This window comes from Allokutzneria sp. NRRL B-24872, from assembly GCF_002155965.1.
In the GTDB taxonomy this organism is placed as follows: domain Bacteria; phylum Actinomycetota; class Actinomycetes; order Mycobacteriales; family Pseudonocardiaceae; genus Allokutzneria.
In genome coordinates, this window is the sequence record NZ_MUMH01000210.1 from 1 (window position 1) to 23,834 (window position 23,834).

Annotated in this window: 23 protein-coding genes; 5 read left to right on the forward strand and 18 right to left on the reverse strand. The window is 70.3% G+C overall.

Features of this window, described 5'->3' with window-relative positions; genetic code table 11:
• Positions 1-341, forward strand: a 341-nt coding sequence (locus tag CCN37_RS35590; RefSeq protein ID WP_143261971.1) for a cell wall metabolism sensor histidine kinase WalK, incomplete at its 5' end; no start/stop codon positions are given.
• Between the two features lie 6 nt (positions 342-347).
• On the opposite strand, the gene CCN37_RS35595 is transcribed toward CCN37_RS35590, so the two are convergent.
• The 5 genes from CCN37_RS35595 to nadA all read right to left on the reverse strand — a co-directional run bounded on the left by CCN37_RS35595 (position 348) and on the right by nadA (position 5,292).
• Positions 348-665, reverse strand: coding sequence for a hypothetical protein (locus CCN37_RS35595; protein WP_086829522.1), 318 nt, complete (start codon positions 663-665; stop codon positions 348-350).
• A 75-nt stretch (positions 666-740) separates the two neighbouring features.
• Positions 741-1,589, reverse strand: coding sequence for a hypothetical protein (locus CCN37_RS35600; protein WP_086829524.1), 849 nt, complete (start codon positions 1,587-1,589; stop codon positions 741-743).
• Between the two features lie 177 nt (positions 1,590-1,766).
• On the reverse strand, positions 1,767-2,660 hold the full coding sequence (nadC, locus tag CCN37_RS35605; RefSeq protein WP_086829526.1) for a carboxylating nicotinate-nucleotide diphosphorylase: 894 nt from the start codon (positions 2,658-2,660) through the stop codon (positions 1,767-1,769).
• Entirely contained in the window at positions 2,657-4,294 is a 1,638-nt protein-coding gene (locus tag CCN37_RS35610) for an L-aspartate oxidase (protein WP_086829528.1), read from the reverse strand. The genes nadC and CCN37_RS35610 overlap by 4 nt, the downstream gene beginning before the upstream one ends.
• A complete protein-coding gene (gene nadA / locus CCN37_RS35615; protein WP_086829530.1) occupies positions 4,291-5,292 on the reverse strand; it encodes a quinolinate synthase NadA in 1,002 nt (333 codons plus the stop codon). The genes CCN37_RS35610 and nadA overlap by 4 nt, the downstream gene beginning before the upstream one ends.
• 92 nt (positions 5,293-5,384) lie before the next feature.
• On the opposite strand from nadA, the gene CCN37_RS35620 reads away from it, so the two are divergent.
• The gene (locus tag CCN37_RS35620; RefSeq protein WP_210408353.1) at positions 5,385-6,083 is read left to right on the forward strand and encodes an NUDIX domain-containing protein; all 699 of its coding nucleotides are present in this window, start codon (positions 5,385-5,387) and stop codon (positions 6,081-6,083) included.
• Between the two features lie 10 nt (positions 6,084-6,093).
• Positions 6,094-6,768, forward strand: a complete 675-nt coding sequence (locus CCN37_RS35625; protein ID WP_086829532.1) for an LON peptidase substrate-binding domain-containing protein — start codon at positions 6,094-6,096, stop codon at positions 6,766-6,768.
• Positions 6,769-6,976: 208 nt separating this feature from the next.
• Here CCN37_RS35625 and CCN37_RS35630 read toward each other — a convergent pair whose 3' ends face one another.
• The 5 genes from CCN37_RS35630 to CCN37_RS35655 all read right to left on the reverse strand — a co-directional run bounded on the left by CCN37_RS35630 (position 6,977) and on the right by CCN37_RS35655 (position 12,189).
• On the reverse strand, positions 6,977-7,597 hold the full coding sequence (locus CCN37_RS35630) for a DUF2567 domain-containing protein (protein ID WP_246843509.1): 621 nt from the start codon (positions 7,595-7,597) through the stop codon (positions 6,977-6,979).
• A gap of 200 nt (positions 7,598-7,797) precedes the next feature.
• The gene (gene bioB / locus CCN37_RS35640) at positions 7,798-8,808 is read right to left on the reverse strand and encodes a biotin synthase BioB (RefSeq protein ID WP_086829536.1); all 1,011 of its coding nucleotides are present in this window, start codon (positions 8,806-8,808) and stop codon (positions 7,798-7,800) included.
• 75 nt (positions 8,809-8,883) lie between these two features.
• Positions 8,884-9,600: a dethiobiotin synthase gene (bioD, locus tag CCN37_RS35645; RefSeq protein WP_086829574.1), complete on the reverse strand. Its 717-nt coding sequence runs from the start codon at positions 9,598-9,600 to the stop codon at positions 8,884-8,886.
• A 10-nt stretch (positions 9,601-9,610) separates the two neighbouring features.
• A complete protein-coding gene (locus CCN37_RS35650) occupies positions 9,611-10,891 on the reverse strand; it encodes an adenosylmethionine--8-amino-7-oxononanoate transaminase (protein ID WP_086829538.1) in 1,281 nt (426 codons plus the stop codon).
• Between the two features lie 95 nt (positions 10,892-10,986).
• Positions 10,987-12,189, reverse strand: a complete 1,203-nt coding sequence (locus tag CCN37_RS35655; protein ID WP_086829540.1) for a cytochrome P450 — start codon at positions 12,187-12,189, stop codon at positions 10,987-10,989.
• A gap of 178 nt (positions 12,190-12,367) precedes the next feature.
• Here CCN37_RS35655 and CCN37_RS35660 point away from each other — a divergent pair, with 178 nt between their 5' ends.
• A complete protein-coding gene (locus tag CCN37_RS35660; protein ID WP_210408354.1) occupies positions 12,368-15,094 on the forward strand; it encodes a glycoside hydrolase family 38 C-terminal domain-containing protein in 2,727 nt (908 codons plus the stop codon).
• 169 nt (positions 15,095-15,263) lie between these two features.
• Here CCN37_RS35660 and CCN37_RS35665 read toward each other — a convergent pair whose 3' ends face one another.
• The 8 genes from CCN37_RS35665 to CCN37_RS35700 all read right to left on the reverse strand — a co-directional run bounded on the left by CCN37_RS35665 (position 15,264) and on the right by CCN37_RS35700 (position 22,302).
• On the reverse strand, positions 15,264-15,680 hold the full coding sequence (locus CCN37_RS35665; RefSeq protein WP_143261972.1) for a hypothetical protein: 417 nt from the start codon (positions 15,678-15,680) through the stop codon (positions 15,264-15,266).
• Positions 15,677-16,153 (reverse strand): Panacea domain-containing protein, encoded by a 477-nt coding sequence (locus CCN37_RS35670; protein ID WP_210408355.1) that lies wholly within the window; start codon positions 16,151-16,153, stop codon positions 15,677-15,679. Before CCN37_RS35670 ends, CCN37_RS35665 begins: the two co-directional genes overlap by 4 nt.
• 295 nt (positions 16,154-16,448) lie before the next feature.
• On the reverse strand, positions 16,449-16,889 hold the full coding sequence (locus CCN37_RS35675) for a hypothetical protein (RefSeq protein ID WP_143261973.1): 441 nt from the start codon (positions 16,887-16,889) through the stop codon (positions 16,449-16,451).
• A 9-nt stretch (positions 16,890-16,898) separates the two neighbouring features.
• Positions 16,899-18,137 (reverse strand): CehA/McbA family metallohydrolase, encoded by a 1,239-nt coding sequence (locus CCN37_RS35680; RefSeq protein ID WP_086829548.1) that lies wholly within the window; start codon positions 18,135-18,137, stop codon positions 16,899-16,901.
• Positions 18,134-19,210 (reverse strand): ABC transporter ATP-binding protein, encoded by a 1,077-nt coding sequence (locus CCN37_RS35685; protein ID WP_086829550.1) that lies wholly within the window; start codon positions 19,208-19,210, stop codon positions 18,134-18,136. Before CCN37_RS35685 ends, CCN37_RS35680 begins: the two co-directional genes overlap by 4 nt.
• Complete coding sequence (locus tag CCN37_RS35690) at positions 19,210-20,031, reverse strand: carbohydrate ABC transporter permease (protein WP_086829552.1); 822 nt, start codon at positions 20,029-20,031, stop codon at positions 19,210-19,212. The genes CCN37_RS35685 and CCN37_RS35690 overlap by 1 nt, the downstream gene beginning before the upstream one ends.
• Entirely contained in the window at positions 20,028-20,930 is a 903-nt protein-coding gene (locus CCN37_RS35695) for a carbohydrate ABC transporter permease (RefSeq protein ID WP_210408356.1), read from the reverse strand. The genes CCN37_RS35690 and CCN37_RS35695 overlap by 4 nt, the downstream gene beginning before the upstream one ends.
• 1 nt (position 20,931) lies before the next feature.
• Positions 20,932-22,302 (reverse strand): extracellular solute-binding protein, encoded by a 1,371-nt coding sequence (locus CCN37_RS35700; RefSeq protein WP_210408357.1) that lies wholly within the window; start codon positions 22,300-22,302, stop codon positions 20,932-20,934.
• 311 nt (positions 22,303-22,613) lie between these two features.
• On the opposite strand from CCN37_RS35700, the gene CCN37_RS35705 reads away from it, so the two are divergent.
• Positions 22,614-23,621: an AsnC family protein gene (locus tag CCN37_RS35705; protein WP_086829556.1), complete on the forward strand. Its 1,008-nt coding sequence runs from the start codon at positions 22,614-22,616 to the stop codon at positions 23,619-23,621.
• Positions 23,622-23,834 lie beyond the last annotated feature (213 nt).

The following is a 23,834-nucleotide window of genomic DNA, read 5'->3' on the forward strand; positions in this document are numbered from 1 at the left end:
TCCGGGTGGCGCCACCCGGAAGCGAGGTCCACCTCAGCTCGGGTGGTGCGGGTGGCTGGTGCTGGATCGCCGTCCGCGACCAGGGGCCCGGCATCGCCGAGCGCGATCACGGCCGCGTCTTCGACCGCTTCTGGCAGGCGGGCCCGCGGTCGGCGACGACGAGCGGGCGCGGCGGGCTCGGGCTGGCGATCGTCCGGCAGATCGTGGAGGGCCACGGCGGCCGGGTCGACCTGCACAGCGCTCCCGGAGCCGGGAGCACGTTCGTGCTGTGGCTGCCGGACAGCCGCCGGGCACCGGCCGACCGCGAACCACGGCCGACCGGCAACCCGGTGCCGAACTGAGTTCCGTCAGCGCTTCACGCAGGTGGCGTGCAGCTCCGACGTGCCGACGAAGTGGTCCCGCAGCTTCTCCACGGAGATGCGCTGGGAGCGCGGCTTGCACGTGGTGCCGGTGCGCTGCTCGTGCTGGGCGAGACCCTTCTTCGCCGAGGCGAGAGCACCGTCGACCGCGGCGGGGGCGCTGGAGGCGATCGCCTTCGACCAGATCACGACGTTGGCGGGGTGGCCGGGGCCGGTGGCGGCCAGAGCGGCGGGGGCTCCGGCGAGCGGGATCGCGACGAGCAGCGCGCCGACGGCCATGACCGACTTCAGCGAGGGCAGTGCCATGGGAACTCTCCATCCGGTGGGGGAAACCAACGAGGGAGAGTCAAGCGAAGAGCCCAGAAAACGAACCGAAAGAACTCAGGCGGCCGTGAAGCGCAAAGCCCCCGGCGCCACCGTGGCCCGCACGCGCTGCGGGGCGCGCGAAGCGACGCAGTTCTTGTTCAGGGAGCGCTCCTCGACGGGCGCGAGCGGCACCACGACGTCGAGCAGCATGGGGTTGGTCGGCAGGTCGAACAGCTCGATGTGGAAGGCGCCGTCGGGCAGGTCGAGCCCGGCGACGACGTCACCGGCGGCCTCGGTCAGCCGGTCGAGCGCGACCTTGTTGGTCACGGTGACCCGGCCGGCGCCGGGACCCACGTAGTAGAACAGCCGCGCCGCGGCGATCCGGCCGTCCACCGCGATGCCCTCGACGTGGCAGACCGGCGCGACGACCCACTCCTCGAAGAGCATGTCGACGTCGGGGTCGAGGTCGGTGAGGTCGTAGGAGGAGGTCAGCCTGCGCGCGGGCGCGGCGCCGCGCTGGACCGGCTTGGCGAACACCGCGGTGCGGAAGTCCCAGTCCTCCAGCTCCGCGCGGTCGAGCAGCTGCACGGTCCGCAGCCCTGCCGCGACGGCGCGCTGGTGGGTCTGGCGGAGGTCGCGCGAGAGGACGGTGTCGGCCTGCACGGCGGGCAGCCCGAGGCTGACGCGCAGCAGCGCCGCGAGCGGGATGCTGCGGCCGTCCAGCGGAACCACGCGGTCCGGGACTCCCCAGCGCAGTTTCATGTCCGCCAGCGCGTCGGCGAGCAGGCTCTCCTCGCCGGAGCAGGTGATCAGCCAGGCGTCGTCACCGAGCCGCTCGCAGGCCCAGTCGTGCTCCCGCACCCCACTGGAGAGCAGCAGCAGGCGGGGACCGGCGGCGGCCGGGGAGTTCGAGGAGGTGGTCACCGAGTTACCTCCGAGATCCGGGCGACGTTCATATTCACTTGCTGGCTGTGCGGCAGATACTAACGGAAACGAGCGCCCGCGTGGACCATCCGGGTGATCGTTTCGGCTCAATCCTTATTGAAACTTCATCTTGCTCACCCGGTGTGCACGGATGTCCGGTACAGCACACCGAATGACCTACTCCAGGTCCATCCCCAGATCGAGTGCGACGGCCGAATGGGTCAGCGCGCCGACCGCCAGGAAGTCCACGCCGGTCTCCGCGTAGGCCCGCGCCACGCCCAGAACGAGCCCGCCGGAGGCCTCCAGCCGGGCGGGCGCCTCGGCGGCGCGGTTGCGGCGGACGGCCTCCACGCACTCCTCGACGGTGAAGTTGTCGAGCAGCACCAGCTCGGCGCGCTCGGCCAGCACCTCGTCCAGCTCGGCCAGCGAACCGACCTCGACCTCGCACTCCAGCTCCGGCGAGTGCGCGCGCGCCGCCTTGAACGCCGCCCCGACCGATCCCGCCGCGACCACGTGGTTGTCCTTGATCAGGACCGCGTCGCCGAGGCCGAGCCGGTGGTTCTGCCCGCCACCGCAGCGCACGGCGTACTTCTGCGACAGCCTCAGCCCGGGCAGCGTCTTGCGGCTGTCCCGGACCGCGCAGCCGGTGCCCTCGATCGCCGCGACCCACTCGGCGGTCGTCGTCGCGATGCCGGAGAGGTGGCACAGCAGGTTGAGCGCGGTCCGCTCGGCGGTCAGCAGCCCCCGCACCGGCCCGCGAATCCGCAGCGCGGACTCCCCGGCCTGCAAGCGTGAACCGTCCGGCCGCACGCCGAGCACCTGGTACCCGCCGACACCGAGTACCGCGTCGAACACCGCCAGCGCCAGCGGCGCGCCCGCGAGCACGCCCGGCACGCGCGGGTTGATGTCCGCGACGGCGATCGCGTTGGCGGGCACGGTGGCCAGCGTCGTCACGTCCGGGCCGTAGCGCAGGTCCTCGTTGAGCGCGGTGTCGACGACCCGGCGCACGTCCTCCAGGTCCAGTCCCGCTTCGGCGAGGTTGATCTGAGTCTCCGGCGACAGCGGCCTCATGCCGCACCTCCCAATGCGATCGCGCTGAGCAACACCGGCTGTCCGGACACGTCCAAGCGCAGCGGCAGGCTCCTCAGCCACCGCGCGTCGTCGCGGTCCGGGTGGTCCAGCCGCACGTGGCAGCCCCGCGACTCCGTGCGCGCGTCGGCTGCCGTCAGCAGTGCCCGCGCGGTCAGCGCGAGCGCCGCGTCCTCAACCGCCCGGTGTGTCCTCAGTGGACGGTGCACGGAGGACTCCAGCACGCTCAGCGCAGCCGCGATCCCCGCCTTCTCCCTGCCGATCCCGGCGTAGCGGCTCATCGCGTCCTGCAACGGCTCGCGAACCGCGACCGGAGCGGCTGGCAGGTCGATGACCTCCACTGCGCGCGGATCGCCGAGCAGGCCCGCGCCGAGGTCGAACGCGACCGCGCGCGCGGCCCGCGCTCCGACCACGAGCCCTTCGAGCAAGCTGTTGGACGCCAGGCGGTTCGCGCCGTGCAGTCCGGTGCGCGCCACTTCGCCCGCCGCGTACAACCCGGTCAGCGAGGTTCGTCCGTCCACAGTGGACATCACGCCGCCGCACGCGAAGTGTGCGGCTGGCGCAACGGGAATCCCGTCCTTCGAGGGATCGACGCCGACCGACTGGCAGGCGGCGTGGACCGTGGGGAACCGCCGCCGGAACGCTTCGGCGCCGAGGTGCGTCGCGTCCAGGTACACGTGGTTGGTGCCGGTTTCCGCCATGCGACGGCTGATCGCGGCAGCGACCACATCGCGCGGAGCGAGGTCGCCCAGCGGGTGCACACCGGTCATCACGCGCTCGCCGAACGCGTCGACCAGCACCGCGCCCTCGCCGCGAACCGCCTCCGTGACCAGCGGACACCGCCCGCGCGCACCGGCTCCGGTGAACAACACCGTGGGGTGGAACTGGACGAACTCCACGTCCGCGACGGCCGCCCCGGCGCGCAGCGCGAGCGCGAGCCCGTCCGCCGTCGCGACCTCGGGGTTGGACGTCGCCTGGAAGAGCTGGCCGAGCCCTCCGGTCGCGAGCAGCACCGCGGGCGCGCGCAGCACACCAGGCACTCCGTCACCGTCGAGCACCTGCACACCGGCGACCTGACCGGCTGGTGTGTGCAGAGCTTGAACCGCGATGTGGTTGTGCAGCACGGGAATCCGGCCGTCACGGACCGAGGACAGCAACGCGCGCTCGACCTCCGCGCCCGTCGCGTCCCCGCCCGCGTGCACGACGCGGAACGCGCTGTGGCCGCCCTCGCGGGTGCGGGCGAACCGACCGCCCTCGCCGAGGTCGAACGCCGCGCCGAGCCGCATCAGCTTGCGCACGGCGGCCGGGCCGTCCTGGATGATCGCGGCCGTCGCGACCTCCTCGCAGAGCCCGGCTCCCGCCGTCAGCGTGTCCGCGATGTGGCGGTCCACTGAGTCGCCCGCGTCGTGTTGACCAGGCAGAACGACCGCGACCCCGCCCTGTGCCCAGCGGGTGTTGCCGTCCTCGACCGACGCCTTGGTGATCACCAGGACGCGCAGGCCCAGCTCGTGCGCGGTGAGCGCGGCGGTCAGCCCCGCGACGCCGGTCCCGACCACGACGACGTCAGCGCGGGCCTCCCAGTTCGCCGCGCCGACCTCGCGCAGCGCCGCCGTCACTCGCCACCGCCGGGCGTGCCGATCTCGATCATGCGCTGCACGGCGCCCCGCGCCCGGCGGGCGGTCTCGGCGTCCACGTGCACCTCGTCGGCGTTCTGCCGCAGACCGCGCAGCAGCGCCGCCGGGGTGATCATCTTCATGTAGGGGCAGGACGCGCGCTCGTTCACCGCGAGGAACTCGATCTCCGGGGCGGCCTTGCGCAGCTGGTGCAGCATGCCCACCTCGGTGGCGACCAGAACCGAGGTCGCCGAGGTGCTGCGCGCGGCCTTCACCATGTCACCGGTGGAGAGGATCTTGACCTGCTCGGCCGGGACCGTGCCCTCGCCCGCGAGGTAGAGCGCCGAGGTCGCGCAGCCGCACTCCGGGTGGATGAACAGGTCCGCGTCCGGGAAGGCCGCGGCGCGGTCGGCCAGCTCGGGGCCGTTGATCCCGGCGTGCACGTGGCACTCCCCCGCCCACACGTGCACGTTGTCCCGCCCGGTCTCGCGGCGCACGTGCGCGCCGAGGAACTGGTCGGGCAGGAAGAGCACCTCGCGGTCCTCGGGGATCGAGCGCACCACGTCCACGGCGTTCGATGAGGTGCAGCAGATGTCGGTCTCCGCCTTCACGTCGGCGGTGGTGTTGACGTAGGAGACGACCACGGCGTCCGGGTGCTCGGCCTTCCAGGCGCGGAGCTGGTCGGCGGTGATCGAGTCGGCCAGCGAGCAGCCCGCGCGCGCGTCCGGGATGAGCACGGTCTTCTGCGGCGCGAGGATCTTCGCGGTCTCGGCCATGAAGTGCACGCCGCAGAACACGATCGTCGAGGCGTCGCTCTCGGCGGCGATCCGGCTCAGCGCGAGGGAGTCGCCGGTGTGGTCGGCGATGTCCTGGATCTCCGGCAGCTGGTAGTTGTGCGCGAGCAGCACCGCGTCGCGCTGACGTGCCAGTTCCCGCACTTCCTCGGCCCAAGCGGCGTCGGGGGTGACTCCGCTGTATGGGGCGATCTCCGCTGTGCTCATCGGGTTCTCCTCGCGTGCGTGCCGGGCGCTTGCCCGTCACCCGGGTTTTCGCCTTAGAAGCGAAAACAGGGGAGATGGTATCAATTCCAGCGATGGCAGTACATGAGGTGCTCGCAGCTGTGCTGCAGGTGAGATCCGGTTCACTCCAGGTGCTGCTCTGGCAGCGGGCCCTGGACCCCGACGAGGGGCGCTGGGCGCTGCCCGGCGGCAGGCTCGGCGCGTGCGAGGACGTGGAGGGCTCGATCCGGCGCCAGCTCGCCGAGAAGGTCGACGTCCGCCAGCTCACCCACGTCGAGCAACTGGCCGTCTTCAGCGCCCCCGACCGCGTGCCCGGCGAACGCGTCGTCGCGACCGCCTTCCTCGGGCTGGTCCCCTGCGACGTCGACCCCGTGCTGCCCGAGGACACCGCGTGGCACCCCGTCGCCGGGCTGCCGGAGTCCGCCTTCGACCACGCCGCGATCGTCGAGCGGGCGCGGGATCGCCTGCGCGCCAAGCTCTCCTACACCAACCTCGGCTTCGCGCTCGCCGGTCGCGAGTTCACCGTCTCCACGCTGCGCGAGCTGTACTCGGCGGCCCTGGGCTACCGGGTCTCGGCGACCAACCTGCAACGCGTGCTCTCCCGGCGCGGCCTGCTCGAACCCACCGGCAGCACCGCCCCACCCGGTCCCTCCGGCGGCCGGCCCGCCGCGCTCTTCCGCTTCGCCGCACGGGGTCTGCAGGTCACCGACCCCTTCGCCGTGTTCCGCCCACCCCCCGCCGACCGCCCGGCGCGCGCGGCACGATGGCCTTAATGTCAGGCAAATGACTGAGACGCTTCCCCTCTTCCCCCTTGGCGCGGTGCTGTTGCCGGGAGCGTCCATGCCGCTGCACATCTTCGAGCCGCGCTACCGCCAGCTCGTCGTCGACCTGGTGAAGGGCGTGCGCCCCGACCGCGCCTTCGGCGTCGTCTCCGTCCGCCAGGGCTGGGACATCCGCACCGACGACATGGCCGCCGTGCACCCCGTCGGCTGCTCCGCGCTGCTGCGCGAGGCCCGCCAGCTCCCCGAGGGCCGCTACGACATCGTCGTGCGCGGACACCGCCGCTTCCGGCTCGTCGACGTCGACCACAGCGCCGCGCCGTACCTCGTCGCCGAGGTCGAGTGGCTGCCCGACTCCCCCGTCACCGACCACGACCTCGTCGCCAAGCTCGCCGACCTCGCCCGCGCCGCGCACCGCGGCTACTGCGCGACCGCGTGGCGCGAGGAGGACTGGCGCGAGCCCTGCACGACCGAGGACCTCACCACCCTGGCCAACGTCCTCGCCGAGGACTGCCTGCTGTCCCTCGACGACCGCCAGCAGCTGCTCGAAGAGGGCGACCCGGTGCGCAGGCTGCGCATGGTCCGCGGCCTGCTCAAGCGCGAGGCGGAGATCCTCCGAGCCCTGCGCGCCGTCCCGGCCCCGCTCTCCGAGTTCGCCGCCGACTTCGCCAACAACTGACCCGGAGCGCCTTCGTGGAAGACAACGGCGACGCCTTCATCCGCACACGCTGACCACCTGCTGGTTCGCCGGTCTTCAACCACCACGAACCCCGGCAGAAACGGGCATTGGAGCCCACCTGAAACGCCCCTGACCAGCGGAAACGGCGTTGCTCCAAGCTTGCTCCAACTTGCTCCAACAATGGGAGCAAGTGGAGTTGGAGCAACCCTCAGCGGTCGAAGCGGCGGCCGAGGTCGTCGGTGCCGTTCCACGCCGCGGCCACGCCGTAGGCCAGCAGCGCCGTCGTCGGCTGGGCGAGCACGGCCCACCACAGGGTCAGCGCCGGAGCCTGCAGCAGCACATCGCCGACCTGCAAGGACGCCGGAACGGGGTACCACCACCCGGCGAACAGGCCGCTGAGCTGGATGGCGAGCGCGGCCGCCGCGGCGGAGCCGAGGCCGGTGGCGATCATCATCACCGGGCCGCGGCGCCGACGCAGCAGCCACATGCCGAAGCCGGTGATCAGCCCGACGCCCAGGGTGATCATCAGGAACACGGCGAGCGCGTCGTAGTGGTGGTAGCTCTCCCAGGGCAGGCTGACCAGCTCGCCCTTGGAGTTGACCACCTTGCGCTCCCCCGGCGCCAGCAGCGACCAGGCGAAGGCGACCGGCACGCCGAGCAGCGAGATGAAGGAGAACGCGCTCAGCGAGGGCAGCAGGTCGGCCTTCACCACCACCCTGGGCCGGGGCGGTTCCGGCAGTGCGAAGGGCGGGTCGTAGTAGTCCAAGTCGGAGTCCGTGACCGCCGGAATCCGCACCGGTGCCGCACGCCCGCCCTGCTCCTCGGTCACTGCCGATCTACCTCAACCCTCTATCGCTCCGTGCGCGCTGCACCGCGCTGACCAGCCGGTCGGGAGGATCTGGACGACCATCCGCCGCCTGCACTCGCGGCAGTACCTCGGCGGGTTGATCTCCCGCCGCTGCTCGCACACCGCGTGCTCATTCTCCGCCAGCGGTTTCCCGCAAGTCTCGCAGTACACGCCGAGCGCCGTCACAGGGTCTCGCTCAACGCCTTGATCGGCATGTTCAGCTCGGTGAGCATGGCGAGGTCCTTGTCGGCGGGGCGGCCGAGGTTGGTCAGGTAGTTGCCGACGATGATCGCGTTGATCCCGCCGAGCATGCCCTGCTCGGTGCCGAGGTCGCCGAAGGTCAGCTCGCGCCCGCCGGAGAAGCGCAGCAGCGCCTTCGGCAGCGCCAGCCGGAACGCGGCGACCGTGCGCAGCGCGTCCTTGCCCGGCACGACCTCGTAGTTCTCGTACGGCGTCCCCGGCTGCGGGATGAGGAAGTTCATCGTGCACTCGTCGGGGCCCAGCTCGGCCAGCTGCGCGGCGAACTCGGCGCGCTGCTCGACGGTCTCACCCATGCCGATGATGCCGCCGCAGCAGACCTCCATGCCCGCCTCGCGGATCATCAGCAGGGTCTCCCACCGCTCCTCCCAGGTGTGCGTGGTGACGACCTTCTCGAAGTGCGAGCGCGCGGTCTCCAGGTTGTGGTTGTAGCGGTGCACGCCCATCGCCTTGAGCTCGTCGACCTGCTCCTGGGTGAGCATGCCGAGCGAGCACGCGATCTGGATGTCGTTGCCGGAGGCGCGGATGGCCTCGATGCCCGCCTTCACCTGGGACAGCAGCCGCTTGTCCGGCCCGCGCACGGCGGCGACGATGCAGAACTCCGTCGCTCCGGTCGCCCGGGTCTGCTCGGCGGCCTTGACGAGGTTGGGGATGTCCAGCCACGCCGAGCGCACGGGCGTCGGGAAGCGCCCGGACTGCGAGCAGAAGTGGCAGTCCTCGGGGCAGCCGCCGGTCTTGAGGCTGATGATGCCCTCGATCTCGACCTCGGGTCCGCACCACCGCATCCGGACCTGGTGGGCCAGCTCCAGCAGCTCGGGCAGCCGCTCGTCGGGCAGCCGCAGCGCACGCAGCACGTCCTGCTCGGGCAGGCCCTCCCCGCGCTCAAGAACCACTTCGCGCGCGATGTCCAGCACGTCGGTGTCGGCGACGGTCACCCGGAACTCCTTTGTCTCAGAGGCGGCTCGGGCAGCAGTCTGCCCGAAGAAACCCGCACGGAAGTGCGGTCAAAGTCACGGTGAGTTCCGCTCCGCGAAGGCCACGGCGTCGAACTCACCGCCCAGTTGCGGAGCCAGATGGGCACGCGCGACGCGGAGGAAGCCGGCGCGGTCGTGCTGGGCGATCCCCGCCGGGAGCACGCCGAGCAGCGGTGCGCGCGCGGCGACGGGCAGGTCGAGGAGGTTGCTCCGCGTGGCCAGGTCAGGCGACGTGGGCCACGAGCCGACGAGCACTCCGAGGCACTCGATTCCCCTGTGCCGCAACGCTTCTGCGGTCAGCGCGGTGGTGTTGAGCGTGCCGAGCCCCGCAGCGGCGACGAGCAGCACGGGCGCGCGCAGCGTCCACGCGAGGTCGGCGAGGGTGCCCCCGGTGTGGTCGAAGCGCACGAGCAGCCCGCCCGCGCCTTCCACCAGCACCACGTCGTGGTCCTCGACCAGCTCGGTGACGGCCTCGGCGGCCTGGGAGGGGCTGACCGGGGGCTGACCGGCGAGGCGCGCGGCGGCTTCGGGGGACAGCGGGTCGTCGTAGCGGACCAGCTCTCGCGCGGTCAGGGCACCCGCGAGCCGCACGACCTCGTCGACATCGCCGGGCTCGCCCGGTTTCACTCCCGTCTGCGCGGGTTTGACGACGGCGACGCGCTTTCCCGCGTCCTTGGCGAGCGCGGCGACGGCGGCGGTGGCGACGGTCTTGCCGACCTCGGTCCCGGTCCCTGTGATGACAAGCAAGGTCATCGCCCGCACGCTACCCAACCCCGGCGGCGGCCACGACAGCAGCGGAAACGGCGCTGACCTCGGCGTCCGTGCTGATGTAGGGCGGCATCACGTAGATCAGGTCGCGGAACGGCCGCAGCCACACGCCGTGCTCCGTCGCCGCCCTGGTCGCGGCAGCCACGTCCACCGCGTGGTCGAGTTGGACCACGCCGATCGCGCCTTGGACTCGGACGTCAGAGACCCCGGGCAGCCGCGAAGCCGGAGCGAGACCAGCGCGCAGTCCTGTCTCCACGCGGGCGACCTCCCCCGCCCAGTCCTGCCCCAACAGCAGGTCGATCGAGGCGTTGGCGACGGCCGAGGCGAGCGGATTGCCCATGAACGTCGGCCCGTGCGCGAGCACCGGCAGCTCTCCGCGCGAGATGCCGTCGGCGATCTCCGGCGTGCACAGCGTCGCGGCCATCGACAGGTAACCGCCGGTCAGGGCCTTGCCGAGGCACATGACATCGGGGCTGACGCTCGCGTGGTCGGCGGCGAAGAGCGCGCCGCTGCGGCCGAAGCCCGTCGCGATCTCGTCGAAGATCAGCAGGACGTCGTTGGCCAGGGTCAGTTCGCGCAGCACGTGCAGGTAGCGCGGGTTGTGGAAGCGCATGCCGCCCGCGCCTTGGACCACGGGCTCGATGATCACCGCGGCCAGCTCGTCCGCGTGGCGCTCGATCTCATCAGCGAGCAGCTGCACGTAGGCGGTGTCCATGTCCGCGTCGAAGCCAGCGGGCGGCGCGGGCACGAAGACCTGTTCCGGCAGCACTCCGCTCCAGAGGCTGTGCATGCCGCCCCGCGGGTCGCAGACGCTCATCGGCTGGAAGGTGTCGCCGTGGTAGCCGCCGCGCCAGGTCAGCAGCCGCCGCTTCGCGCCGAGGCCGCGAGAACGCCAGTACTGCAAGCACATCTTCACCGCGACCTCGACGGACACCGAGCCCGAGTCGCACAGGAACACGTGCCGCAACGGCTCCGGGGTGATCTCCGCGAGCCGCGTGCACAGCCGCACGGCGGGCTCGTGGGTGAGGCCGCCGAACATCACGTGGCTCATCCGCCCGAGCTGGTCGCGCACGGCCTCGTCGAGCACCGGGTGCTGGTAGCCGTGCACTGCGGCCCACCACGAGGACATGCCGTCGATCAGCTCGCGCCCGTCGGTGAGCCGCAGCCGCACGCCGCGCGCGGACTCGACGAGCAGCGGCTCCCGCACGCCGGGCATCGGCCCGTACGGGTGCCACACGTGCTCGCGGTCGGCGGCGAGCAGTTCCTCAGGCGTCACACCGGCAGGCTAGATCGCCCCGCACTCCAGGTACGACAGTCTCCGAGTACAACGAACCGGCCCGCGAATTGTCAGCAACGACAGCAAACCCGGACTCAGCCAGGTGTTACCGGCAGCGCGTGCAGACCGTGCATGAAAGTCGAGCGCCGCCAACGAATCTCCCCGTCACGCGCGTCCAACCGGAGCCCTGGGAATCGATCAAGCAACCGGCCGATCGCCACCGTGCCGGTCACCTTCGCGAGCGCGGCACCGAGGCAGCGGTGCACGCCGTGCCCGAACGCGAGGTGCCCGTCCGCCGAACGCGCGAGGTCGAGCCGGTCAGCTCCGGGGAAGCGCACGGAGTCCCGGTTGGCGGAGCTGAGCGCGACCATCACGATCTCGCCCGCGGGGATCTCCACGCCGTCCACGACCACGGATTCGTTGGTGTAGCGGAAGGTCGTCATCCCGACCGGGCTCTCGAAGCGCAGCAGCTCCTCGATCGCCCCCGGCAGCCGAGCGGGGTCCGCGCGCAACGCCGCGAGCTGGTCGGGCGCGCGCAGCAGCGACAGCACGCTGTTGGCGATCATGTTCCCCGAGGTCTCGTGCCCGACGACGAGCAGCAGGAACGCGATCGAGATCAACTCGGGCTCGGTGAGCCGACCGTCCGCGACCAGCTCCGACATCAGGTCATCGCCCGGCACGGCGCGCTTGCCCCGGATCAGCTGCACCAGGAACGCCGCGAGCGCGATGCTGGCGTCGCGGATCGCGTCCGGGTCCGCCGCCGCGAGGATCACGTTGGCCCACGCGCGGAAGCGGTCCTGGTCCTGGTGGGACACGCCCAGCAGCTCGCACAGCACCGCGACCGGGATCAGCAGCGCGTACTCCTCGATCAGGTCGACGCGGCGCTTGCCCGCCATCGCGTCCAGCAGCCCGTCGGTGATCTCGGTGATCCTCGGCCGCATCCGCGCCACGCGCTCGGCGCTGAACGCCCCGGCCAGCAGTCCGCGCAGCCGGTCGTGCTCGGCGCCGTCGCTGTTGAGCAGGTGGTGGGCGATGTCGCCGGAGAAGGTCAGACCACGGTCGGGGTCGTCGAGGTTGGCGCGGATCGCCGTGGTCAGGCCCTCGGGGTTCTTCAGCAGCCGGTCGTCGGTGAGCACCGCGACGGCGTCCGCGTGGCGCGTCACCACCCACACGTGCAGCCCGTTGGCGGTGCGCGCGCGGTGCACCGGCCCCTCCTCGCGCAGCAGCGCCAGGATCTCGTGGGAGTTCTGCAGGTACTCGTCGGTGAACAGCGCCACCGACCGCACGGACGTCGACATGTGGCGTCCCCCTCGACGCGAACGGCTTCCCCAGCAGCGTATGACCGACTCGGCCCGCAGCGGGCTCAGCTGGGAAAACCCTGGTCAGACAACCAGGTTCAGCCGGATGAACCCGAAAGGACCCACTTCGGCGGATTGGGCACTGACAGCGCGCGGGGTCCGTGGTTACCGTGCCGAGGTGACCGACGCCACTGATTCCCGCCGCACCGTGCACGTCGTCCCGCACACCCACTGGGACCGTGAGTGGTACGAGCCGTTCCAGCGCTTCCGCCTCCAGCTCGTGGACCTGCTCGACACCGTGCTGCCGCGCCTGGAGGCCGACCCCCGCTTCCGCTTCACCCTCGACGGGCAGACCGCCGCCGTCGACGACTACCTGGAGGTCCGGCCGGACGCGCTGCCCAGGGTCGTCGCGCTGGTGCGCTCCGGCCAGCTCGCGGTCGGCCCGTGGCGCGTGCTCGCCGACTCCTTCCTGTGCTCCGGCGAGAACCTGGTGCGCAACCTGGAGATCGGCCTCGCGCGCTCCGCCGAGCTGGGCGGCGCCATGCGCGTCGGCTACATCCCCGACCAGTTCGGCCACACCGCGCAGCTGCCGCAGATCCTGCGCGGCTTCGGCTTCGACCAGGCGTGCCTGTGGCGCGGAGTTCCCGGCAGCGTGGACCGGCACGCGTTCCACTGGGTCTCCCCCGACGGCTCCTCCGTGCGCACCGAGTACCTGCCCGGCGGCTACGGCAACGCCTCGGTGATGTTCACCGACCCGGCCAAGACGGTAGAGCGCTCTATCGCCTTCGCTGAGCAGATGCGCGCGTGGTTCGGCGACACCGAGCCGCTGGCCATGTACGGCACCGACCACAGCGCGCCGATCCCCACGCTGCTCGACCAGGTCGGCGCCGTGCAGGCTTCCGGCGCCGAGGTCACGCTGCGGTTGGAGACCCTGGCCGAGGCGCTGGCCGGGCGGGACCCGCAGGAGGCCGGACTGCCGCAGGTGCTCGGCGAACTCCGCAGTCACGCCAGGGCGAACCTGTTGCCGGGCATCCTTTCCGTGCGCGTCGCGGTGAAGCAGGCCATGGCCGAGGCCGAGCGGATGGTCGAGCGCTACGCCGAGCCGCTGTCGGCGTTGTGGTGCCCGCAGGCCGCCGAGCCGTTCCTGAGCATGGCGTGGCTCCGGCTCGTCGACGCGTCCTGCCACGACTCCGTCACCGGGTGCGGTGCTGACTCCACCGCTCAGCAGGTCGCCGCGCGCATCGCCGAGGCGGAGCAGCTGGGCAGCGCCGTCCGCGACCGCACCCTCAACGACATCGCCTCCCGTGCGCCTTCGGACTCCGTCGTCGTGGTCAACCCCAGCGCGCTCGAGCGCACCGATCTCGTTCGCTGCCAGGTGGTCGCGCCCGATTCGTGGGCCGATGTCGCGTTGGAGCTGCCCGATGGCACCCTCGCTCCGACCCAGGAGATCCGCCGTGCTGAGCGGAATCTGATCGACGCGACGTTCCCCGCCGCCGACGTGGTGAACGCCGTACGCAGGCGCACTTTCGGCCAGGTCATGTACAGCAGGGCCATCCAGCGCGCGGAGATTTCCGATCACACGGTCACCTTCACCGTCGGGCGCATCGGCGACCCCGGCTACGACGTGGAGCGCTTCGCCGACGAGCTGACCGAGGCCGTCGCCGCGTCCTCGCCGGGAGACTGGCGCCTGCGCGTGATCGACGAGCCCAGCCGCGAGCTCCTCGCGCTGACCACCGCTCCTGCTCTGGGGTGGGCCTCCGTCCGCCCTCGCGCCGGTTCCGCGCCGCTCTCCGCCCCGTCGTCCATTGTGGACGGTGCTCTGCACAACGGCCTCGTGTCCGCTGTGGTGAACGAGGACGGCACGCTCCGCGTCACCGGCTCCGATGGCACCGTGCTCGACGGCGTCGGCCGCATCGTTGACGGCGGCGACGCGGGCGACAGCTACAACTACGGTCCTCCGGTCACGGACACGTTGGTGGACAAGCCAACCGCTGTCACCGTCGTCGCGGCGGAGCAGGGTCCTCTCGTGGCTTCGCTCGTGGTGCTCCGCACGTACGAGTGGCCTCTCGGCCTCGTGGACTTCGACGGCACCGCCCGCACGTCCGAGACCGTGTCCGTCGGCGTGACGACCAGCGTCGAGCTTCGCGTGAACGAGCCCTTCGTCCGCGTCGAGGTCTCCTTCGACAACCGCAGCGTCGACCACCGCGTCCGCTTCCACATCCCCACCGCCCGCACCGCTTCCAGTTCGCACGCGGAGGGCCAGTTCTCCGTGGTGGAGCGCGCCCTGGTCAACGAGGGCGGCAACGGCGAGCACCCGCTCCCCACGTTCCCCGCATCGTCCTTTGTGGATGCTGGCGGCACGGGTGTGTTGCTGCACAACGTGACCGAGTACGAGGTCTCCTCCGATGGCTCCGATCTGGCGCTCACCCTGTTGCGCGCCACCGGCGCCATCAGCCGCAACCTGCACCCGCTGCGCGCCGAGCCCGCCGGCCCCACCACTCCGATCCCCGAGGCCCAGGTCCCCGGCGTGACCGTGAGCCAGTTCGCCGTCCTCCCGCACGCCGGGGACTGGGCGTCCGCGAACCTGATGGACGCGGCGGAGCGCTACCGCAACCCGCTGATCACCGTGGCGGGCACCGGAACCACCTCCGACCTCGCCTCCGCCGAGGGCATCACCGTCACCGGGGCGACCGCGTGCGGCCTGCGCCAGCGCAACGGCCTGGAGCTGCGCCTGGTCTCGTACTCCGACTCGGCGAGCACCGCCCAGGTGAGCCTCCCCGGCCTCACCGCCGCGGCACGCGTCGACCTCACCGGAGCCGTCGTCGAAGAACTGTCCATTGTGGACGGCACAGCCGAAATCCCCCTGCGCCCCTGGGAGATCACCGGAATCCACCTCACCCGCTAGCACGAACGCCGAGTTTGGTGCGTTGAGCACCCTGAACGGGTCGTTCGGTGCGCTCAACGCATCAAACGACCCGTTCAGGGCCTAAGCGGACCGCCGCGCCCGCCTCGCGGGGGGCAGTAAATTGAAGACCACCACGCTCCGCTGGACGTTCAGCTGGCGCGGACCGCGCTCAGCCGTGGTCGTACAGATCCCCGAAGTGCTTCTCAATCCACAGGATGTGCAGAACCTCGCCCGCGCGCACACCCGCCATCGGGAGCTTGCCGTCGTAGCGCAGAACGAGGAACTCCTCGGAGTCCTCGAACGCCGCAGGGATCTTCGCCTTGATCTGCTCGCGGGGCAGGTTCTCCGTGCCCAGGCCGTGCCTTGGCGCCATCACGATGTCTCGCCAGGTCATCGCGGCGCGGCGCTGGAGTGCCACCGCGAACGCCGCCCGCTGCTCCTTGGGGAGGTTGTCGACGTCGTAGCCGCGCTGGAGGTGCCGCAGGCAGAACTTGGGCGTGTCCCGGTTGCGGTCGCGGACCGGCGGCACGTCAGCGATGGTCCCCTTGATCGACTTAGGAGCCTTGCCCCTACGCCTGTCCGTCATGCACGTGGTTCGGAAACCCGGGTGCGCGAACTGAAGTGCTCGCGCAGCGACTCCACCGGGATCACGAGGTTGCGCTCACCGTCGACGAAGTGGTCCTTCCACGGCCCGTCGTCGTGCGTCATGTTCCGCAAACGCCACGCGGCGAATCCACCGTAGGTGTTCCAGACCAGCATCAGATGCCGCGTCGCCTCCTCGTCGACATCGTCCCAGGAGAAGTCGACATGCTCGTCGAACTTGATTTCACCGGCGCCGAAGTCCCGGAACTTGCGATACACCGTTGGCACCACGGGACCGTGCGACCAAGCCTGGATCTCGTCAGAGAACAACGGCTCGCCGTGCAACGCCACGTGATGCCCCTGGGCGTAGTACAAAATCTTCTGAAGTTTGAGGTTGGACATTGACGCGTTCTCGGCGTGATCAGCCCAGGCGATGAACCACTTGGCAATCGTCGTTGCGTCGTACTTGGCGTTCACAGTCGCTCATCCCCCTTCGCGCGATGTGGAGTCGAGGTCGCCTCCACGGTGCTCCCATCCCCTGAAGCTTGTCCATGGAGCCAGCGCGGACGTTACACACCTGCCTCGACACCTGAAGCAAGTACGCCACAACCTCAGCGCATAGAACACATGTTCGAAGCATACGCCCTGAACTGCTAAAATGCAGCGACCAATGGATTGAATCCAGTCGCCACCGCCCGCACGAGATACACGAACGACACAATCTTGCGGGGGTGGCAACAACGACGTTTCAGGCGTTCACCGAAGCGCGTCGTCACTGCGCGGTCAGGCCGATGTTGCCGTTGGGGCGCCTGGGCATCACGGCTCTGGTCACCCACGCGGCGCGGTCGACGTGCGAGTGCTCCAGCTCGTCGGGGTCGGCGGTGAGCTGGAACCACCACAGGTCCGAGCCCGCGATGGGTTCGACGCGGGAGAAGACCCCGGACTCGCGCAGGACCTCCGCCCTGCCAACCGAAGCGAGGTGCCCGGAGGTCCACACGTTGCCCCAGTGCATGCCCCGCGTGATCTCCTCGTTGATCACCCACCGCCAGTGTCCCGGCGCGTCGAGCAAGCAGAAACCGCTGTCCCACACGGAAACCACCAAGGCCGAGCGCCCCGGCGGCTCAACAAGGGCACCCACCACCGCACTCGACCACCCCGGAGGCGGCGGCACTCCGTCGGCAGGCTCGAACACCCAGGTCGCAGTCATTCCCATGGGCGAATCCTAAGTACGGGCAACGACAGCTGCGCACAACGACAGCACAGCGCTGTCATGGCCGAACAGCACCGAGCCGCCATCCACACCGGCCGAAAGCGTGCACACCGAACCGCGCACAGGCCGACGATCCCCTTCCGCGTCAAGCACAAGAGCACCGTCAGCGTCCACAGCGACAAGCTCGCCGTCCACCGGCAACAACACTGGAGCGTCCAACCCCGCCGAAACAGCAGTCCGCCCAGCACGCAAGCCGTCGGGCACCGCGGAAACCAGCTCGTCAGGCCCAGAAGCGGAGGCGTCAACGGCGACCCACGTCGTCGGAGTGCCGGGGATGGCGTCGGAACCTGAGCGATGCCAGTCACTCCCGCCGATCGGAGTGACCTCGCGCCCCCACGCCTGCCACCACGCTAGCGGGCCGCCCCAACGCGGATCGAGCCACGTGGAGTGCCAGATCTCCGCCAGCGGAGCGCGGCGCGGCAGCGGGTGCCGCCACGAGCAGTCAGCGGCGAGCGGGTGGTTCACGGACAGCAGCCCGCCACGATCCTCCACAGTGGACAGCCACTCGACAGCGGGTCGCCGGAAGTCGATCCACCCGATGTCCCCGAAAGCATTGGCGTGACCGGACTCCGTGGTCACCTCCTGGCCCGGAACGAGCGCGATCCCGTACTGCCGCCCGACATCCGCCAACTCCGCGTGGTGGCTGACGGTGTTGTGGTCGGTGACCGCCAACGCGGACAGACCGCGTGACACCGCGAGCGCGGCCAGTTCGGGAACCGTCAGCGCCCCATCGGAGTGCAAGGTGTGCGAGTGGAAGTCCGCGGGCACCCACCGCAACCCAGCACCGGCCGGAAGTGAGCGCACCGACGGTCGCGCAGGAACCGGCGGCGAGGTCGGCGGAGCCGGTGGCGAAACCTCGTCGAACGAGATCGAGACCCGGTAATCGACGCCGTCGACCGGAACTCGGTGCAGCCCAAGCACAACGTGCCACAGGCCGGGCTCAAGCTCACCCGGGACGTAGCCCGGCGTGGCCCAGTCCCGCGCGATGGTGAACCTGCGACGAGCGCCGCCGGACCAGCCGCGCCAGCCAGCGGCACCCTCGCAGCCCAGATCGATGACGGCGCCGCGCGAGTCGTCGAACTCCAGCTCCACAGTGATCGCGGGGGCACCGGCGGGAACCTCGAAAGGAAGCCCGGGCCACGGGTTCGCGGCCCGGTCCTCGCGAACCCACTGACCACTGTGGACGGTCATGCCGCGACCTTCGCCTCGCCGAGCAGCAATCCGGCCTCGTCGAAGACCAGCAGCCTGCCGGGCTCGGGCGCGGCGGTCACGGTGGTCCCGATCGCCGGCTCGTCCTGCTCCGGCACGGTGAGCCCGACCAACGCGTCCCCCGGGCACTCGATGGTCACCAGCGACGACACGCCGAGGTTCTCCACAGTGGACACAACACCGGTGATCCCGTCACCAGCGCCCACGTTCAGGTACTCCGGCCGGATTCCCGCGGTGACCGGAGTGCCGTCGGCCAACGAGATGCCCGAGGGCAGTGTCAGCCGAGCACCGGCGACCTCGACGAAACCGCCGCACACCACCGACTCCAGGAGGTTCATCGGAGTGGAGCCGATGAAGTTGGCGACGAAGGTGTTGGCGGGCCGCTGGAACACCTCGCGCGGACTGCCGAGCTGACGGATCTTCCCGGACTCCATCACCGCGATCCGGTCGGCCAGCGCGAGCGCTTCCGCCTGGTCGTGGGTGACGAAGACCGTGGTCAGCCCCAGCTCGCGCTGCAACCGCTTGAGGAAGGTCCGCGCCTCCAGCCGCAATCGTGCGTCCAAATTGGACAGTGGCTCGTCCAGCAGCAGCACTCCGGCGTCCATCGCGATCGCCCGCGCCAGCGCGACGCGCTGCTGCTGACCACCGGAGAGCTGACCGGGGCGCCGGTCGAGCAGCCCGGCAAGGCTCAGCCCACCGGAGGTCTCCTCAGCCACTTCCCGTTGGCGCGCCTTGGACTCCCCGCGCACGCGCAGCGGGTAGCCGATGTTCTCCGCGACGGTCATGTGCGGGAACAGCGCGTAGTCCTGGAACACCATCGCGACCTTGCGCTTGCCGGGGTCGACGCCGGTGACGTCCGCCCCACCGATCACCACCTGGCCGGAGCTGGCCTGCTCCAGCCCGGCGATCGTGCGCAGCAGCGTCGTCTTGCCGCAGCCGGAAGGGCCGAGCAGCGCGAAGAACTCACCGTCGACGATCTCAAGATCGAGCCCGTCCACCGCGCGCACCCCGTTGGGGTACACAGTGGACAGTGCGCGGATGTCGATTCCGGCCATCAGCTCTTGATCCCTCCGTGGAAACGGAACCCGTAGCGCTTGTTCACCAACACGTACAGCACGACCACCGGGATCGAGTACAGCAGCGAGAACACCGGGATGACGGTCAGGTTGGCGCTGCCGCCCTCGTCCTGGAGCGTGCGCAGCAGCACCGCGCCCGGTTGCTTGCCGACCTCGCGGATCAGCAGGAACGGCAACAGGAAGTTGCCCCAGGCGTTGACGAAGGCCCACACCAGGATGGTCGCGATCCCGGGCCGCGCCACCGGCAGCACCACGTGCGTCAGCACCTGGAACGGCGAAGCCCCGAAGACCCGCGCGGACTCCTCGTAGGAGCGCGGGACCGAGTCGACGAAGTCCTTCAGGATGAAGATCGCCGCTGGCAGCATCCCGCCCGCGATCACCAGCGCCGTGCCGAACTGCGAGTTGATCAGCCCGAGCTGGAACATCATCACGAAGATCGGCACCATCGCCGCGGTGCCCGTGACCACGCTGGACAGCAGCAGCAGCACGTAGAGCATCAGGTCCCGGCCGGGAATCCGGACGCGGGACAGCGCGTAGGCGGCGAGCGCGGCGAAGCTCGCCGTGATCACCGTCGCCACCACGCAGATCACCAGCGAGTTCCACAGCGAGGTCAACGCGTACGGGTGCTCGAAGGTGGTCTTCACGTTGTCCAGCGTCCAGTCCGGCCAGCGCAGCCCGAGCCCGGGCTTGCTGTCGAACGGCGCGCTGGCCAGCCACAGCATCGGCACCGCGAAGAACGCCATCAGCACGGCGATCACCACGTAGAAACCTATGCGCCGCACCATCATCAGCGGACTCATGACTTCCTCCGCAGCAACCACAGGTACACCGCGGCGACCACGAGGTTCGCCAGCAGCAACAGCAACGAGATCGCCGACGCGTAGCCGAGCTGACCGCCTTCGAGGGCCTGGCGGTAGATGAACACCGGGAGCGTCTCGGAGGCGTGGTTGGGCCCACCGGCGGTGAGCAGGAACGGCGAGAAGTCGTTGGCCGTCCACAAACTGATGAGCAGCGTGTTCGTCAGCACGTGCCCACGGATGTGCGGGAAGACGATGTCGCGCACCGTCTGCCAGCCGCTCGCGCCGACCACCCGAGCCGTCTCCAGCTGCGACGGCGGCACAGCGGCCAGCGCCGAGCTGTAGAGCAGCATCGAGAAAGCCGTGCCGCGCCAGGTGTTGAACACGATCAGCGACAGCATCGGGTACTCGACGAGCCACGCGGTGCCCTCGGACCCGAGCAGGGCGTTCAGCGTTCCACCGTCGCGGTCCAGCACCGCGAACCACAGGAAGGCCACCACCGTGCTCGGCAAGATCCATGCCAGCAGCACCAAGGACTCCACGGTGCGGCGCAGTCCCGGCTTGGCCTTGCGCAGCGTCCACGCGAGCACGAAGCCGAGGATGTTCTGTCCGATCACCGCGGAGCCGAGCACGAACAACGCGGTGAGCCACAACGAGTTCTGGAACAGCGCGTCGTTGAGCGCGTTGACGAAGTTGTCGATCCCGACGAGCTGGGGCGCGACCGCGTTCGGCCCGGTCAGCTCGTAGTTGGTCAGTCCGATGTAGATGGTCCAGAGCGCCGGGAAGATCAGGAAGACCGCGATCAGCAGCAGCGCGGGGGCCACGAACCCCATCGCGCGGGCGATCCCCAGACCGGCGACGTCGGTCGCGAACCGCTTCGCGCGGCCCGCGACCGTTCGCACCTCAGCCGGAGACAATCTCGTTCTCTCCCACGATCTTCTTCAGCGCTTCCTGGTAGGCGTTGAGCGCCTCCTGCGCGGTCTTGCCGCTCACCACGTCAGCTGTCGCCTGCTGCAACGCCGAGGACACCCTGGTGTAGTTGGCGACGCCGGGCCGGTACTCGGTCAGCGGCAGCACCTTCTGCGCGATGAACGACAGCAGCGGATCGCCCGCCAGCACCTCGTTGTTGACGTCGGTGCGCTGGGTGACCTGCGCCGCTCCGCCCAGCCGCGCCTTGACCGCCTCGGCGGAGTTCATGAACTGCAGCAGCTCCCACGCCTGCGCCGGGAACTTGGTGTTGGAGTTGATCAGGTTGATCGCGCCGCCGGACATGCTGACGAAGTCCTGCCCGCGCACGCCCGCGCCCGGCCGCTGCGCCGGGATCATCGCCCAGCCGACGGAGCTGTCGCGGTCGGCCATCTTCACCGCGCCCTTGGTCGGCTCCAGCACCGAGCGCCACAGGTAGTCGCTCTCCAGCATGATGCCGATCTTGTTCTCGGCGAACTGGGCGAAGGACTTGTCGCGCCCCTTGGCCTCCTGCTGCAGCAGCGCGTCGCCGAGCCCGCCACCGCCGTAGACCCGCTGGTACAGGCCGAGGACGTCCTTGAGGTTGCTGGTCGCGCCCTGCCACTTGCCATTGGCCAGCAACGGCTTTCCCGTGCCGACGAGCAGCGGCAGCAGCCCCTGCATCGTGGTCGCCTCGCCCATCGCGGTGCCCGCGTTGAGCTGGATCGGCGTGACACCGGGCAGCTTCTTCAGCGCTTCACCCGCGGAGAGCAGTTCGTCCCAGCTGCGCGGCTGCCAGGTCGCGGGCAGGCCCGCCTGCGCGAAGAGCTTCTTGTTGTAGAAGAGCACGCGGCCGTCGGTGCCGTCCGGCACGCCGTAGCGTTTGCTGTCGAAGACGCCGACGCTCTGCACCGCCTGGGGGATCTGCTTCCAGCCCTCCCACGCGTCGACCTTGTCCTTGCCGACGATCTCGTCGAGCGAGCGGATCTGCTTGCCCCCGGCGAACTCGCCGACCCAGATCCCGTCGACGGCCATGATGTCCGCGCCGCCACCGGTCTTGAGGTCCAGCGCGATCTTGGTCTTGTAGTCCTCGTCGCCGGCGCCGTTGCCGTCGAAGCGGACGGTGGCGGTGACTCCCTTGCGCTTCTGCTCCTCGACGAAGCGCGGGATCACCCAGTCGGTCACCCACGCCGCCTTGGCCGAGTTCTTGCCGCCCGCCACCGCGTTGCCGGTGATGGTCAGCGAGACCTCCTTGGCGTCGGCGTTGCGGGAGCTGTCCGCGCTCTGCGGCTGCCCGAGGCATCCACCGAGCACGGTCATGGCGGTCATGGCTGTCACTGCAACGAGCGCGGCTCTGCGTCGCATTCTCCGACCTTCCTCGTCGCTGAGCTGGTCCTGAGGTCGGCCATCCTCGATCAGTCCGACAACGATGACAAGGGCTGTTCCCAGACCGTTTCCCGGACCGCGCTGCCACCCAGCTTGATTGCTCAAGTGCCTTCTACCAGCCAGAACAGGCCCCCGCACGCGCACACTTCGGCCTGGGCGGAAGGCAGAAGGTGTTAGCGCGCTCTACTTTCCTTCACGTTTCGCCGGTGTGGGCGTCGGCGCGTTGATCTCGGCGACGGGGTAGCGTGCCGTGCGTGGCTGTGCCGGACCCCGTCGATGCCCGTTTGCTCGCCCTGGTAGCGGAGGCGGGCCGTGCGGCCGTGCACGAGATCGCCGCGAGAGCGGGGATGGACGCCCGCGAGGTGGCCTCCCGGTTGATCGCGCTCTCCGCGACCGGCCTCCCGCTGCTCGTCGGCGTGGAGTGCGACCCCAACGGCCTGCGCGCCGCGCTCGCCCCTCCGCCACCGCAACAACAGCAGCAGCCGCACTGGGGCGGCTACCCCGGTCAGCAGCAGCACCCGCACCAGCCCGTGCACGGCACGCCCAGCGGCGCCTACCCGGTGCACGGCACGCCCAGCGGTCCCTACCCCGGCCCCAGCGGCCCGTACCCCGTGCACGGCGGCCACACCGGCGCGTACCCGCCGCAGGCGTTCCCGCAGAGCACCCCGTTCCCCGCGCAGCAGCACCCGCAGAGCACGCCGTTCCCGGTCCAGCCACAGCAGCCACCGCACCACCAGCCACCGCAGCCGCCCCAGCCCGCCGATCCGGTGCTCAGCACGTGGGGGCCGCCGCAGAGCTCGTCGTGGGCGCGCGGGGACCAACCCGCGCTGCCGACCGGTCCGCGCACCGGCAAGATCGGCACCACCCTGGAGACCATCGGCCTCGAAGGCGAACAGCTCGGCATCCAGCTGGTCGAGGTCGTCGACCCCGCCGACTTCCTGTTCACCGCCGCGGGCTACCGCCTCCAGGAGGGCGAGCGCGCGGTCGTCGTGCACACCGAGCTGACCAACCGGGGCCCGATCCCCTTCGCTTCGCTGCCCGATCTGTACCTGGTGCTCATCGCCACCGACGGCAGGCAGGTCTCCAAGGCCCCGGTGTCGCTGTCCTCCCGGCCACCGCACCGCATCGGGGTCAACCCGGGAGAGACCGCGGGCGGCCACACCGTCTACGTGCTCCCCGAGTCCATCGACGTCGTCTCGGTGAAGTGGAGCGCGCGCTCCGACGACGACAGGCGCAGCCTCACCTGGTCCACCCTCGACTGACCCACCGCGCACCACACTCCGCGAGCCCCTCATCGCAAGCCGAGGCAGCTGCAACCTCCCGTTTCGTACTCCAAGCGGATAAGAGAGCGCTCCCAAACACCGCTTTCGGTACGAAACGGGAATCGACGACCTCAGCTGGACGTCGCGTACGAGCCGACCACGTCGTTGCCCGCCGAGCACTCCGCCAGCCTCATTTCTCGCGTTTTGGCTACG